Source organism: Burkholderia sp. 567, from assembly GCF_040545115.1.
Taxonomy (GTDB): Bacteria; Pseudomonadota; Gammaproteobacteria; order Burkholderiales; family Burkholderiaceae; genus Burkholderia; species Burkholderia ambifaria.
Map to the genome: position 1 here is coordinate 146,252 of NZ_JBEPLG010000015.1, position 13,648 is coordinate 159,899.

The window sequence follows — 13,648 nt, forward strand, 5'->3', positions numbered from 1 at the left end:
GAAGTCGCCCCGAAAGATCGAACCTTCAGCGGCCTGCACGCGCTGCTGCCACGCTCACCCGGCTCACCCGGCCGCGACCATCACGGCGCGATCGCGCAGCGTCTCCGACGGCCGCTTGCCGAACAGCCGCCGGTAGTCGGTCGCAAACTGGCTCAGATGCCAGAAGCCCCACGCCTCCGCGACGTCCTGCACCGAACCGGCCGCCCGCCCGCAGAGGTCGCGCCGCGCGCCGTTCAGCCGCAGCGTGCGCAGGTAGGTCGCGGGCGCCATGCCGAGCACGTCCTGGAAGCAGTACTGCAGCGTGCGCCGGCTCACGTGCAACTGCTCGCACAGCTCGGGCACGCCGACCGGGCGCGTACGGTGCGCCAGCACGTACTCGCGCGCCTGCTCGACGATCCAGCGCCGTGTCGACGGCGCGCCGCCAGCGCCGTCGTCCGCCGGTTGCGCGCACGCGTCGAACAGCGCGCCCAGCACCTCGGCCTGCAGGTCGTCGCGCTGCGCGTCGGGCAGCGGGCCGCCGACGGCCGCCGCGTCGTCGAGCCGGCGGCCGAGCAGCGCGCAGAGGCGCGCGAGCCGCGTGTCGCCAACCTGAATCACGTGCTGCGTGAACAGCCGCTCGTCGAGCGCGCGGTGCTCGACTTCCTCCGCGTAACGGCGCAACACGTCGCCGCGCACGACGACGCCGTAGATCGAGAACTGCGCCGGCGTCAGCAATTCGAATTCGACGTTGCCGGGCCGGAACGCGAGCGCGCCGGGGCCGATGCGGCATGCATCGACGCGCGCGCTGCCGTCGCTCACCAGCGGGATGCCGAACCAGTACGCGTCGCCGCGCACCTCGCACGCCTGGCGCAGCAGGTGGCTGGTCGATTCGCGAAACAGCTTCATCGTGTCGAGCGGCAGCTCGGTCAGCGTGCCGACGAAGCGGCCGGCCGCGAGCTGGTCGTAGGTCTGCCGCCAGCCGATCAGGTTGCGCGCCTGCTCGTCGGCGTCGTGCGCGACGCTGACCACGGCCTGGCCGGCCAGCGCATCGTCACCCTGTGCGCTGCACCGCGTGTCCTCGGCCGTCGGTTCGGCCATGCACTCCGTTCGTTGCTCCATCGTGTTCTCCTCACCTGCCCGGGACCGCGTCCATCACGCAAGTCCCGTGCCGAACCGCGCGGCCCGGCGACAAGCCCGTCATTGCACGCCGTACGGCCGCCGCGCGCCATGCGGGCGCACCCGGAGGCGGCGTGCCGCGCACCGCGCGGGTGCGGCATGCATGCCGCCGGCGGCCCGGCCCCTCGCTAGGTGCGCGGCTGCACCCGCACGACCCGCGTGCCGCAGTTGCCATACGCCTGCGCGACCGCCAGCTCGACGATCGGGCTGCCGGCCGGCCAGGGCGCCGCGTCCGCTTCCGGCAGATCGGCTCGCAGCGTCGCGCGGCCGTTGATCCGGTAGCGGATGCCGCGCACGAAATCGATGAACAGCAACCCGACGCCGCGGCCGTCGCATTCGCGCGCATCGATCCGGTCGCCGTCGCCGGGCGTCGGCAGCGCGAAACGCAGCGTCTTCGTGTCGATCACGCGCACGACCGGCCACAGATCGCCGTTCGCGTCGCGCACGCCCTGCACGATGTCGCAGGTCACGCGCGCCGGCTCGCCGCCAGTCGTGCCGACGAACATGAACGGCTGCGACTCGACGAACTGGCGCACGCCGATGCTCAGCCGCGTCGTCACGACGTCGCTCATCCGCTCGGCTTCGTCGACAACGCCGAACCGGTGATGCGCGTCGAGCTCGCCCGCGTGGAACACCGGGTGGCGCGGATAGGATCGGGATGGTTCTGCCATGCTGGTTTCCCGTGGGGCCCACCGGTGCGCGATGCGGCCGCGCGACTGCCGGGGGTGGGCAACGCCGCGAGTCGAATGTCTCGAGGCGAAAGCGGCGAAGTGCCGGGCGAGCGGCCGGCGGCGCATTGCATCGCTGCGGGGACCGCTCGACGGCGGCAGATGCGTCACCCGAGCGTCGAACCTCGCCCGGAATCGGCAACCGGCAACCGGCAACCGGCAACCGGCAACCGGCAATCGTGAACCGGCAACCGAACCAGGCAGCATCCCCCGCCGCCCGGCCGGCCCCGGCACTTCGCCCCCTGCTTCGGCGATCAGAAGAACCCGAGCGCCTCGGCCTGGTAGCTGACCAGCAGGCACTTCGTCTGCTGATAGTTCGACAGCGCCATCTTGTGCGTTTCGCGACCGATGCCCGACTGCTTGTAGCCGCCGAACGCCGCGTGCGCCGGGTACAGGTGGTAGCAGTTGGTCCACACGCGGCCCGCCTCGACCTCGCGGCCCATCCGGTACGCACGCGTGCCGTTGCGCGTCCACACGCCCGCGCCGAGCCCGTAGAACGTGTCGTTCGCGAGTTCGATCGCTTCCTGCTCGTCCTTGAACGTCATCACCGACGCGACCGGCCCGAAGATCTCTTCCTGGAACACGCGCATCTTGTTGTTGCCGAACAGCATCGTCGGCTTCACGTAGTAGCCCGTCCCGAGATCGGCGCCCGGTGCCGTGCGCTCGCCGCCCGTCAGGCATTGCGCGCCTTCGTCGCGGCCGATGTCGATGTACGACAGGATCTTGTCGAGCTGCTGCTGCGACGCCTGCGCGCCGATCATCGTCTGCATGTCGAGCGGGTGGCCTGACTTGATGCGCTCCACACGCGCGACGGCCTTCTCGATGAAGCGTTCGTAGATCGATTCCTGGATCAGGATCCGCGACGGGCACGTGCACACCTCGCCCTGGTTCAGCGCGAACATCGCGAGGCCTTCGAGCGCCTTGTCGAGGAACGCGTCGTCCTGGTCGAGCACGTCCGCGAAGAAGATGTTCGGGCTCTTGCCGCCCAGCTCCACCGTCGACGGGATCAGGTTGTCGGCCGCCGCACGCAGGATGTGCTTGCCGACCGGCGTCGAGCCCGTGAACGCGATCTTCGCGATCCGCTTGCTGGTCGCGAGCGCTTCGCCCGCTTCCTTGCCGAAGCCGCTCACGATGTTGATCGTGCCGGCCGGGAACAGGTCGCCGATCAGCTCCATCAGCACCATCACCGACGCGGGCGTCTGCTCGGCCGGCTTCATCACCACGCAGCAGCCGGCCGCGAGCGCCGGCGCGAGCTTCCACGCGGCCATCAGCAGCGGGAAGTTCCACGGGATGATCTGGCCGACGACGCCGAGCGGCTCGTGGAAGTGATACGCGACGGTGTTGTCGTCGATCTCGGAAATGCCGCCTTCCTGCGCGCGGATGCAGCCCGCGAAATAGCGGAAGTGATCGATCGCGAGCGGCAGGTCGGCCGCCATCGTCTCGCGCAGCGGCTTGCCGTTGTCGATCGTCTCGGCCACCGCGAGCAGCTTCAGGTTCTTTTCCATCCGGTCGGCGGCGGCCAGCAGCAGGTTCGCGCGCTCGGCGACCGACGTCTTGCCCCACTTGCGGCGCGCGGCGTGCGCGGCGTCGAGTGCGACCTCGATGTCGTCGGCGCTCGAGCGCGGCACGCGGCAGAACGGCTTGCCGTTGATCGGCGACACGTTCTCGAAATACTCGCCCTTCACCGGCGGAACCCACTTGCCGCCGATGTAGTTGTCGTACTGCTGACGGTACGGATATTCGACGTCGAGGCCCAGTTGTTTCAGGTCAAACGGGTTCATACATGTCTCCTGTTCATCGTGCTTGTGTGAATGCAGCGCCGGTTGGATCGCGCTGCACGGTTTACGCAACATGCGTGCCACACGGGCCGAAAACGGAACAGGAGCGGTGCGTCCGGCCGCCCGCCGGGCGCGGTGCCGGCGCACGCAAAACGAGTGTGCCGATTCTGAACACCGCGACGGCACAGCGGCGCGGCGGGTGTTCGGATTTTTCACAGCGCATCTGTGCAGGCGTCGCCGAGCGCCACGCGCGCCGCATGGCATGTCGCTTGCGTGAGCAATGCAAATCCGCACGCCGCGGCCACACGCCGACCGACACCATGAACGATTCGGGCCCCCTTAGCGACGATGCCGTCGCGTTCATCCGCGAACAGGCGTTCCTGCTCGTCGCGACCGCGAACGCGGCGGGCGACAGCGACTGCTCGTATCGCGGCCGGCAACCGCGCGCGGACGGTTCGTTCGCCCCGCTCGTCGACCTGCCCGATCGCCGTACGCTCGTGCTGCCCGACTTCGCGGGCAACAACCTGTTCAACACGATCGGCAACCTGCTCGTGAATCCGGCGATTGCGCTGCTGTTCGTCGATTTCGTCCGGCAGACGACGTGGCTCGTGCAAGGGCGCGCGACGATCGACGAGGATGCGGGAAGCCATGCGCACCTGTGGCCGGCCGCGCTGCGTTACGTGGTCGTTGACGTCGAAAGCGCGCACCCGCGCGCCGAAGCGGGGCTGCCGCCGCTCGTGCTGGCGTGATGTTGCGCCATGTCGCCGTTGAAACGGCGGATGCATGCGCGCACACCGACGCGGCGGCGCCCACCGCGCGTGCCGACATGACGCGGGAGCCGGCTCCTCCTGCAGCGGGGTGACGCGCACGAAATACCCGACCGCTCCCGCGGAAGCGCCAGCCCCCGTCGACGCCCCCACCGTTCACCGCCCGTTTGCCTCCGCACAAGCCGGCTCGGCCCGGCGCCGCGCCGGTGCGTCGGCACGCGCATGGTCGCTTTCATCGCCGCGCTCCTCCGCAACCGCCGGCCGCGCGCCAAGAAAGGCGAACACCACGCCCGCGCACAGCACCGTGATGACCGCGAGCCCGATCAGCAACCGGTCGAACGCGTGCGTATAGCTCGCGAGCAGCGCCGCACGATCGACGCCCGGCAGCACGGCCGCCGCGCCGGCGAGATCGCCGGTCGCGAGCCGCGCGGCGGCCCGCAGCGTCGCGCCGGACGTGCCGGACGCGCCGGCCGCCATCCGCCGCAAATCGCCATGCGCGAGCGTCGCGAGCACCGCGCCGACGATCGCGAGCGCGATCCCCTCGCCCGCCACGCGCGTCGTGCTGAAGATCCCGGTCGCCATCCCCGCGCGCTCCTTCGGCACGACGCTGACCGACAGCCCGTCCATCAGCCCCCACGGCATGCCGGCTCCGACGCCGATCGCGAGCATCGGTGCAATCGCCGCCGGCCCCGCGCCGCCGCGCAGCGCGACGCCCAGCCACACGAGGCCGGCCGCCGCGAGCAACAGCCCGAGCCCGGAGATCACGCCGGCCGACAGCCGGCGCGTGAGCGTCGCCGCGACGAACGGCACGACGAGCATCGGCGCGGAGATCGCGAGCATCAGCCAGCCCGCGTCGATCTCGCTGAAACCATCGATGCCGATGAAGCGCAGCGGCAGCACGACGAGCAGCACGATGTAGCAGCAGCAGGTCGACACCGGCAGCACCTGCACGCCGACGAAGCGCGGAATCCGGAACAGCGACAGGTCGAGCATCGGCCGCGCGACGCGCGTCTCGATCGTGACGAACGCGCATGCGCCGAGCGCCGCGCCCGCCAGCAGCGCGACGACGAGCGGATGCGTCCAGCCGCGCGCGGGCGCCTCGATCACGCCGAACGTGAACAGCGTGAGCACGACGGTGAACGCGGTCGTGCCGGGCCAGTCGAGCCCCGTCGCGTGCGGGTCGCGCGATTCGTGCATGCGCGGCAGCCCGAACGCGAGCGATAGCGCGCCGGCCGCCGCGCCCGTGACGAAGATCGCGCGCCAGCCGTAGTGCGCGATCAGGCCGCCGGCGAGCACGGGCCCGAAGGCGAGCCCGATCCCGAACGTCGTGCCGAGCAGGCTGAACGCACGCGTGCGCGCCGCGCCGTCGAACTCCTGCGCAAGCGCCGCCGTGCCGCCCGCCAGCGCCGCGGCAGCCGCGAGCCCCTGGGCGGCGCGCAGCAGGTCGAGCGCGAGCATCGACGGCGCGAACGCGAGCGCGACCGACATCAGCGTGAAGCCGCCGACGCCGAGCGCGAACACGCGCTTGCGGCCGAACTGGTCGGCCAGCGCGCCCGCCGCCATCAGGAAACTGCCGAACGCGAGCATGAACGCGTTGGTGATCCAGTTCATCGCGACCGGGCCGCCGTGCAGGTCGCGGCCGATCGCGGGCGTCGCGACCGCGCCGCCCGAAAACGACAACGGCAGCGCGACGGCGGCCATGCAGACGGCGGCCAGCACCCACGCGCGCCGGCGCGCCGAGCTGGCCGAATCGGGTGAAAACGGGTGATCCATCATCGCTCCTCGAAAAGCGGGCGCGGATGCGCCGCCAGAGCGATCAAAGATAAATCCGATTCAATCGGCGAAAAACCATGCAAGACTCCGGATATAACGGACTAATATTCCGCAATCTGCCTCTTCTCCGCTTCTGGCCGGCCCGCTTATGTCGATGGAAAACCTGAACGGCATCGCCGCCTTCGTCCGCACCGCCGAAGCGCTCAGCTTCGTCGCGGCCGGCCGCGCGCTCGGCATTTCCGCGTCCGCCGTCGGCAAGACGATCGCGCGGCTCGAGCAGTCGCTCGGCGTGCGCCTGTTCAATCGCACGACGCGGCGCGTCACGCTGACCGACGAAGGGCGCCATTTCTACGAACGCTGCCAGCGGATCCTCGAGGATTTTCGCGATGCGGAAGCGACTGTGACGGCCTCCGCGCAGCGCCCGCGCGGCAAACTGCGCGTGAGCCTGCCGGTGATCGGCTACCGGTTCCTGCTGCCGGTGCTGCCCGAATTCAGGCAACGCTATCCGGACGTCGAGCTCGACCTGGATTTCAACGACCGGATGGTGGACGTCGTCGAAGGTGGCTTCGACGCGGTGATCCGCAGCGGTCCGCTGTCGGATTCGAGCCTGATGTCGCGGCGGCTCGGCCCGTTCGCGTTCGTGCTGTGCGCGACGCCCGCGTATCTCGCGCAGGCCGGCACGCCGGCGGCGCCGCACGATCTCGAAGCGCACGATTGCGTGCGCTACTGCTTCCCGACCACCGGCAAGCTGCAGGACTGGGCGCTGGCCGCGGACGACGGCACGCCGCTGAAGCTGCGCACCGCGATGACCTGCAACAACATGGAAGCGCTGCGCGGCGCGGTCATGGCGGGGCTCGGCATCGGCTATATGCCCGACTTCCTCGCGCGCGACGCGCTGGACACCGGCGCGCTCGTCACCGTGCTCGACGACTACCGGATCGCGCCGGGGCAGTTCTCGATCGTGTGGCCGTCGAGCCGGCAGTTGTCGCCGAAGCTGCGCGTGTTCGTCGACTTCCTGTGCGAGCGGCTGTTCAAGTAGACGGCTGGCGCGCCAGGCACCGCCGCCCCGTCATTTCGCACCGATCCGCTCCGCGTCCGTCTGCGGCAGCAGCGCATCGCTGTCGTCCTTCAGCCCGACACCCGTGAGCCCGAGCCGGCGCGCATGCGTCATCAGGTAATGGAGCTTGTGCGCGGCGGCGGCATGCGGGAGCCCCTCGGGCCGCACGTTCGAGATGCAGTTGCGCAGCGCGTCGTGGCAGCCGACCTTCGGCGCCCACGTCAGGTACACGCCAAGACTGTCGGGTGAGCTGAGCCCCGGCCGTTCGCCGATCAGCATCGCGACGACCTTCGCGCGCAGCAGCTCGCCGATCTCGTCGCCGAGCGCGACGCGCGCCTGCGTCGCGACCACCACCGGGCCGATCCGCCAGCCGTCCGCGTCGAGCCGCGGCCGCACGGCCTGCAGCAGCGGCAGCGCCTGCTTCGCGGCCGCGAACGCCGACAGCCCGTCGCCGACCACGAACACCACGTCGGGCGCATCGTCCAGCGCCGCGCCGTAGCCGGCCAGCAGCCCGCGGCTGTCGTCCGACAGCTTGCGGCCGAGGTCGGGCCGGCGCAGATAGTGGTCGCGGTCGGGCGCGGCGCTCTGCACGCCGAGCGTCGGCAGCAAGCCGGCCGCCTCGATCTCGCGCCGCAGCGCGTCCGCATCGAGCGGCTGATGCACGGCGTCGCGCGCCTGCGCGTGAGACAGGTTGAACGCGAGCAGCGGCGCGGTCGGCAAGCTGTTGCCCGCGCGGCCGAGCGCGATCCGCGCGTTCGTGAACGACCTCAGCTGCGCCCAAGGGTTCTTTTCGACGGCGTCGCTCATGCGGAAATCCCCATCCAGTCGTTCGCACCCGCGAGCAGCGGCACGCGCGCGCTCGCCACGCGCAGCGCGCCGTGCGCGTCGGCGATCTCCATCGTCTCCAGCCATTCCTCGAACTCGGGCGCGCGGCGCAGGCCGAGCACTTCGCGCACGTAGAGCTGGTCGTGAAACGACGTGCTCTGGTAGTTCAGCATCACGTCGTCCGCGCCCGGAATCCCCATGATGAAGTTGATGCCGGCCGCGCCCAGCAGCGTCAGCAGCGTGTCCATGTCGTCCTGGTCGGCTTCCGCGTGGTTCGTGTAGCAGATGTCGCAGCCCATCGGCACGCCGAGCAGCTTGCCGCAGAAGTGATCCTCGAGCCCCGCGCGGATGATCTGCTTGCCGTCGTACAGGTATTCGGGCCCGATGAAGCCGACCACCGTGTTCACGAGGAACGGGTCGAACTTGCGTGCGACCGCGTACGCCCGCACCTCGCAGGTCTGCTGGTCGACGCCGAAGTGCGCATTCGCCGACAGCGCGCTGCCCTGGCCCGTCTCGAAGTACATCAGGTTGTTGCCGACGGTGCCGCGCCCGAGCGACAACGCGGCCTCGCGCGCCTCGCCGAGCAGCGCGAGCGAGATTCCGAAGCTCGCGTTCGCCTTCTCGGTGCCGGCGATCGACTGGAATACCAGGTCGACCGGCGCGCCCTTCTCGATCGCGGCGATCGTGTTCGTCACGTGAGTGAGCACACACGACTGCGTCGGCACGCCGTAGCGTTCGCGGAACCCGTCGATCATCGCGAGCAGCTTCACGATCGCCGCGAGGCTGTCGGTCGCCGGGTTGATGCCGATCATGGCGTCACCGCAGCCGTACATCAGCCCGTCGAGCATCGACGCGGCGATGCCCTTCACGTCATCGGTCGGGTGGTTCGGCTGCAACCGCACCGACATCCGGCCGGCCAGCCCGACCGTGTTGCGAAAGCGCGTGACGACGCGGCGCTTCCGCGCGGCCGCGATCAGGTCCTGGTTGCGCATCAGCTTCGACACGGCCGCGACCATCTCCGGCGTGAGGCCCGGCGCGATCCGCTCGAGCGCGGCGCCGTCGGCCACGGGCGACAGCAGCCAGTTGCGGAAATCGCCGACCGTCAGGTGCGAGATTTCCGCGAACGCGGCCGCGTCGTGATCGTCGAGGATCAGGCGCGTGACCTCGTCGTGTTCGTACGGAATCAGCGCCTCGTTCAGGAATGCCTTCAGCGGCACGCCCGCGAGCGCGATCTTCGCGGCGACGCGCTCCTCCTCGCTCGCCGCCGCGACGCCGGCGAGCTGGTCGCCGGAACGCAACGGGCTCGCCTTCGCGAGCAGCGTCTTCAGGTCCGCGAAGCGGTACGTGCGCGGGCCGATCGTCTCCGTATAGGCCATCGTTCGAATCTCCTTGCCAGTCCTTGCTCATCCGTGCCGGACGCCGACGGCGCGCCCGTTCGACGGGGCGCGCCGGATGCCGTCAGGCGCGGCCGTGCGGGTTCGCCATGCTCACTCCTCGAGCGCCACGTCGCCCGGCGCGCTCGCGCGCTGCGAACGGGTCGCGAGGAAGTACGCGTAGCCGAGCGCGAGGAAGCCGACGAACACCATCGCCACCAGCCCGTTGAAGTACACCATCGTCCCGAGGCAGACCAGGGCCGCCAAGATCGCGAACGCCGGGAAGAACGGGTACAGCGGCGCGCGGAACGGCCGCGCCATGTCCGGCTGCGAACGGCGCAGCTTGAACAGCGCCGCCATGCTTACGATATACATCACGATCGCACCGAACACCGACATCGTCACGATGTTCGCGGTGAGCGTCTGGCCGCCGAACTGGATCAGCTCGTCGCTGTAGATCGCGGCGATCCCGACCACGCCGCCCGCGAGAATCGCGCGATAAGGCGTGCGAAAGCGCGGATGCACCTTCGCGAGCCATTCGGGCAGGTAGCCCTCGCGCGCCAGCGCGAAGATCTGGCGCGAATAGCCGAGGATGATCCCGTGGAACGACGCGACCAGCCCGAACAGCCCGAGCCACACGAGCATGTGCATCCAGCCGCTGTTCGCGCCGACGATGTACTTCATCGCCTGCGGCAGCGGGTCGTTGATGTTCGCGAGCTTGGTCCAGTCGCCCGCGCCGCCGGCGAACACCATCACGCCGATCGCCAGCGCGACGAGGGTCAGAATGCCGGCCACGTAGGCGATCGGGATCGAGCGCTTCGGGTTCTTCGCCTCCTCGGCGGCCATCGCGACGCCCTCGATCGCGAGGAAGAACCAGATCGCGAACGGGATCGCCGCGAACATTCCGTGGAATGCGCCGACGCTGAAATGATCGGCGCCCGACCAGCCGCCCTTCATGAAGTTGCTCCACGCGAAGCCCGGCGACACCACGCCCATGAACACCAGCAGCTCGAAGATCGCGAACAGCGTGACGACCAGCTCGAACGTCGCGGCGATCTGCACGCCGACGATGTTCAGCGCCATGAAGACGAGATACGCACCCATCGCCGCGTGTTTCGGTTCGAGCCCCGGAAACTGCACGTGCAGATACGCGCCGATCGCCAGCGCGATCGCGGGCGGCGCGAACACGAACTCGACGAGCGTCGCCGCGCCGGCGAGATAGCCGCCCGTCGGGCCGAATGCGCGGCGCGCATATGCGAACGGGCCGCCCGCGTGCGGGATCGACGTCGTGAGTTCGGTGAAGCTGAAGATGAAGGTGGTGTACATCGCCGCGACGAACACCGCGGTGATCACGAAACCCAGCGTGCCGGCACTCGCCCAGCCGTAGCTCCAGCCGAAGTATTCGCCGGAAATCACGAGGCCGACTGCGATGCCCCACAGTTGCCAGGTCCCGAGCGTCTGCTGCAGCGCGGGCTGGCCGGACGATTTGGCGCCGGCGGCGGGCCGGCCATTCGACTCTGCTTTCATCGGATTCTCCTGAAAGGCGCCGGCCTGCCGGCCCGCGCGACTGAGAATCGATGCTAGAGAGTCATTAAAGGACGTGTTATCGAAATTCGGCAAAGATGCGGGCGGGCGTTTCGCCGGCGGCAACGCCGGCTGTGGCCCGGGCCCGTCAAGCGTGCGCCATCCGGCCGCACGAGGCGGCCGGATGGGCGACACGACGCCGCTTACTGGCCGCCGCCGCGCTGGTTGAACCAGCGGTCGAGCAGCTTGCCGGCTGCTTCGCGGCCGCCGAGGCCGAACGACAGCGCGACCGCCACCGCGATCGCACCTAGCACGAGGCCGAACGCGAGCTGCACGATCTCGTTGGCGATGCCCATCGCGCGCAGCCCCATCGCGAATACGAGTCCGAGGATCGCGAATTGCGCGATCCGCGCGAACAGCACGCTGTGTTCGCGGTCGGCCTGCTCGATCACGCGGCGCGCGACGCTCGCGAGCCACACGCCGATCACGAGGATCACGCCGCCCATCAGCACGTGGCCGCCGAATTCGATGAACAGCGTGACGACGTCGCGCACCTGCGTGAAGCCGAGGCGGTTCGCGGCCTCGACCGCCGCGAACAGCATCGCGAAGAACACGATCAGCCGCGCGACCAGCACCGACGGCTGCAGGATTCCCGAAAACACGCGCTCGACGCCGAGCATGGCCGGCAGCCCGTCGACGCCGGCGGCTTCCAGCAGCCGCTGCGCGAGCGACGCGACGAAGCGCGCGAAATAGTACGTGACCAGCACGATCACGATCGCCGCGACGATGTCCGGCACCGCGCCGAGAAACTGGTTCAGCATGTTGGTGGCGGGAATCGAGATCGCGTCGATCTTCAGCGCGTCGAGCGCGGAGATCAGCGTCGGCACGAACACGAACACGTAGACGATCGTGCCGACCAGGCTCGACACGCGCACCGGCGTCGGGCTGTCCAGACTCGCGGTGAGGCGGTCGGCGCCGGCCGCGACCAGCAGGTTCGTCACGAGGCCGCGCAGCACGCGCGCGACGATCCAGCCGACGACGCCGATCACCGCGGCCGCGAACAGGTTCGGCACGATCGCGAGCAGCTTGTCGACCATCCCCTGCACCGGCGACAGCAGGCCGGACAGCGCGAACGACCCGAGAATCGCCGGCAGGAACATCAGGATCACGAGCCAGAACAGCACGTCGCCGAGATAGCCGCTCATCGGCTGCATGCCCGCGCTTTCGGACAGCTTGTCGTCGACCTTGCTCGCTCGCAGCGCGCGGTTCGCGAGGCTGCGCAGCAGCGAGGCGATCAACCACGCGATCAGCGTCAGCGCCGCGCCGCCGATCAGGTTCGGCAGGTAGTTGACGATGTGCGTGACCAGCAGCGAGAACGGATTGGATACCGCATACAGGTTGAGCACATTGAAGATGCCCACCGCGGTGACGAGCAGCACGAGCCAGAACAGCCCGCCGGCGATGATCCGCTCGACGCGTGCGCCCTGGCCGGTGCTTTCGGTGATCCGCTGATCGACCTTCAGCGCGTTGAGCAGCCGGAGCGTGCCGGCCCGCACCACCACGGCGATCAGCCAGCCGATCACCAGGATGCCGATCGCACCGGCGATCTTGGGCAGGTATCCGCCTAACGTGGTCTGCAGCGACGTGATGAAGCTGGAAGCATCCATTTCTTATTCTCCCGAAAAACGTGGCGTTGCCATTGGACATCGACGAACTACCTGCGTACTTCGAAAACCGTGCGGTGCGGCCCGACCAACTTACCCGAGAAAAATGACACGTTCACCCGATTTCACCGTCTTTAACTTTAGACAAGATCGACGGGGACGAGACCCAATTTGTTCGAAATAAAAAGGGGCAGATTTTGTGGTCCTACGTATCTCCGCAAGATTCATCGATCGGCGGCGTGCTACCGTGGCGTCGATTCGTGCCGGGGATGCACGCGGGAGCGTCGAGACGAAAGCCGGAGCGGTGGCGTGGGTCCCCATGCGACACGCGTCGCGCGCTGTGCGGCGAGTCGATCGGGCGGATGGTGCGACGGGGCGAGTCCACCGTCCGATTTATCCGTTACAGAGAGGAGAGGAAGACATGTTCAGGCATGAAGTCGAGATCCGGCGGCTGCCGGAACTGCGCGGTTATGCGGTGCCGCATACGGGCGCGTACCTGAAGATCGGCGACGCGTTCGGGCAGATCGGCGCGTGGGTCGCGCAGCACGGGCTGATCGGCCCCGGCGCGAAGATGATCGGGATCTTCTACGACGATCCCGATACCACGCCGCAAGCGCAGTTGCGCGCGAAGGCGTGCTTCGTGCCGGCCGACGGCGCGCCGGATGTCGAGCCGACGCCGCCCGTCGAGCGCGTGACGGTCGCCGGTGGCGAGTACGCGGTGCTGCTGCATACGGGACCCTATGCGGACCTGAAGGCGGCCTACCAGTGGCTATATGGCGACTGGCTGCGTCAGTCGGGCCGCGGAGCCGCCGACGCACCGCCGTTCGAGCTGTATCTGAATACGCCGATGGATGCGGCGCCGGCCGACCTGCGCACCGAGATTCATTTGCCGCTGCGTTGATCGACGGGTCGGGGCTCGGGGCTCGGGGCTCGGGGCTCGGGGCTCGGGGCTCGGGGCTCGGGGCTCGGGGCTCGGGGCTCGGGGCTCGGGGCTCGGGGCTCGG

The 13,648-nt window shown here is 69.2% G+C and carries 11 protein-coding genes; 3 read left to right on the forward strand and 8 right to left on the reverse strand.

Features of this window, described 5'->3' with window-relative positions; genetic code table 11:
• Nucleotides 1-63: 63 nt before the first annotated feature.
• From ABIC50_RS31775 to exaC, 3 genes are all read right to left on the reverse strand, one after another.
• Complete coding sequence (locus tag ABIC50_RS31775) at nt 64-1,098, reverse strand: helix-turn-helix domain-containing protein (RefSeq protein ID WP_175665532.1); 1,035 nt, start codon at nt 1,096-1,098, stop codon at nt 64-66.
• A gap of 185 nt (nt 1,099-1,283) precedes the next feature.
• Nucleotides 1,284-1,826, reverse strand: a complete 543-nt coding sequence (locus tag ABIC50_RS31780; protein ID WP_175731255.1) for a hypothetical protein — start codon at nt 1,824-1,826, stop codon at nt 1,284-1,286.
• A 311-nt stretch (nt 1,827-2,137) separates the two neighbouring features.
• The gene (exaC, locus tag ABIC50_RS31785) at nt 2,138-3,664 is read right to left on the reverse strand and encodes an acetaldehyde dehydrogenase ExaC (RefSeq protein ID WP_011655645.1); all 1,527 of its coding nucleotides are present in this window, start codon (nt 3,662-3,664) and stop codon (nt 2,138-2,140) included.
• A 317-nt stretch (nt 3,665-3,981) separates the two neighbouring features.
• On the opposite strand from exaC, the gene ABIC50_RS31790 reads away from it, so the two are divergent.
• The gene (locus ABIC50_RS31790; protein WP_354168718.1) at nt 3,982-4,410 is read left to right on the forward strand and encodes a pyridoxamine 5'-phosphate oxidase family protein; all 429 of its coding nucleotides are present in this window, start codon (nt 3,982-3,984) and stop codon (nt 4,408-4,410) included.
• A gap of 174 nt (nt 4,411-4,584) precedes the next feature.
• Here ABIC50_RS31790 and ABIC50_RS31795 read toward each other — a convergent pair whose 3' ends face one another.
• On the reverse strand, nt 4,585-6,201 hold the full coding sequence (locus ABIC50_RS31795) for an MFS transporter (protein ID WP_354168719.1): 1,617 nt from the start codon (nt 6,199-6,201) through the stop codon (nt 4,585-4,587).
• Nucleotides 6,202-6,355: 154 nt separating this feature from the next.
• On the opposite strand from ABIC50_RS31795, the gene ABIC50_RS31800 reads away from it, so the two are divergent.
• Nucleotides 6,356-7,240, forward strand: coding sequence for a LysR family transcriptional regulator (locus ABIC50_RS31800; protein ID WP_354168721.1), 885 nt, complete (start codon nt 6,356-6,358; stop codon nt 7,238-7,240).
• A 30-nt stretch (nt 7,241-7,270) separates the two neighbouring features.
• Here the strand turns inward: ABIC50_RS31800 and eutC are convergent, their stop codons facing one another.
• The 4 genes from eutC to ABIC50_RS31820 form a co-directional block, all read right to left on the reverse strand.
• Nucleotides 7,271-8,065 (reverse strand): ethanolamine ammonia-lyase subunit EutC, encoded by a 795-nt coding sequence (gene eutC / locus ABIC50_RS31805; RefSeq protein WP_354168723.1) that lies wholly within the window; start codon nt 8,063-8,065, stop codon nt 7,271-7,273.
• A complete protein-coding gene (locus ABIC50_RS31810) occupies nt 8,062-9,459 on the reverse strand; it encodes an ethanolamine ammonia-lyase subunit EutB (protein WP_105831282.1) in 1,398 nt (465 codons plus the stop codon). Before ABIC50_RS31810 ends, eutC begins: the two co-directional genes overlap by 4 nt.
• A gap of 111 nt (nt 9,460-9,570) precedes the next feature.
• On the reverse strand, nt 9,571-10,983 hold the full coding sequence (gene eat, locus ABIC50_RS31815) for an ethanolamine permease (RefSeq protein WP_175657302.1): 1,413 nt from the start codon (nt 10,981-10,983) through the stop codon (nt 9,571-9,573).
• Between the two features lie 200 nt (nt 10,984-11,183).
• Nucleotides 11,184-12,647: a mechanosensitive ion channel gene (locus ABIC50_RS31820; RefSeq protein WP_229061248.1), complete on the reverse strand. Its 1,464-nt coding sequence runs from the start codon at nt 12,645-12,647 to the stop codon at nt 11,184-11,186.
• 196 nt (nt 12,648-12,843) lie between these two features.
• On the opposite strand from ABIC50_RS31820, the gene ABIC50_RS31825 reads away from it, so the two are divergent.
• Nucleotides 12,844-13,545, forward strand: a complete 702-nt coding sequence (locus ABIC50_RS31825; RefSeq protein ID WP_471685832.1) for an AraC family transcriptional regulator — start codon at nt 12,844-12,846, stop codon at nt 13,543-13,545.
• The last annotated feature ends 103 nt before the right edge of the window (nt 13,546-13,648 follow it).

Bases quoted from the DNA above. Each gene is read 5' to 3' on its own strand.
- ABIC50_RS31775 (WP_175665532.1), bottom strand. From the start codon at position 1,098: ATGGAGCAACGAACGGAGTGCATGGCCGAACCGACGGCCGAGGACACG.
- ABIC50_RS31780 (WP_175731255.1), bottom strand. From the start codon at position 1,826: ATGGCAGAACCATCCCGATCCTATCCGCGCCACCCGGTGTTCCACGCG.
- exaC (WP_011655645.1), bottom strand. From the start codon at position 3,664: ATGAACCCGTTTGACCTGAAACAACTGGGCCTCGACGTCGAATATCCG.
- ABIC50_RS31790 (WP_354168718.1), top strand. From the start codon at position 3,982: ATGAACGATTCGGGCCCCCTTAGCGACGATGCCGTCGCGTTCATCCGC.
- ABIC50_RS31795 (WP_354168719.1), bottom strand. From the start codon at position 6,201: ATGGATCACCCGTTTTCACCCGATTCGGCCAGCTCGGCGCGCCGGCGC.
- ABIC50_RS31800 (WP_354168721.1), top strand. From the start codon at position 6,356: ATGGAAAACCTGAACGGCATCGCCGCCTTCGTCCGCACCGCCGAAGCG.
- eutC (WP_354168723.1), bottom strand. From the start codon at position 8,065: ATGAGCGACGCCGTCGAAAAGAACCCTTGGGCGCAGCTGAGGTCGTTC.
- ABIC50_RS31810 (WP_105831282.1), bottom strand. From the start codon at position 9,459: ATGGCCTATACGGAGACGATCGGCCCGCGCACGTACCGCTTCGCGGAC.
- eat (WP_175657302.1), bottom strand. From the start codon at position 10,983: ATGAAAGCAGAGTCGAATGGCCGGCCCGCCGCCGGCGCCAAATCGTCC.
- ABIC50_RS31820 (WP_229061248.1), bottom strand. From the start codon at position 12,647: ATGGATGCTTCCAGCTTCATCACGTCGCTGCAGACCACGTTAGGCGGA.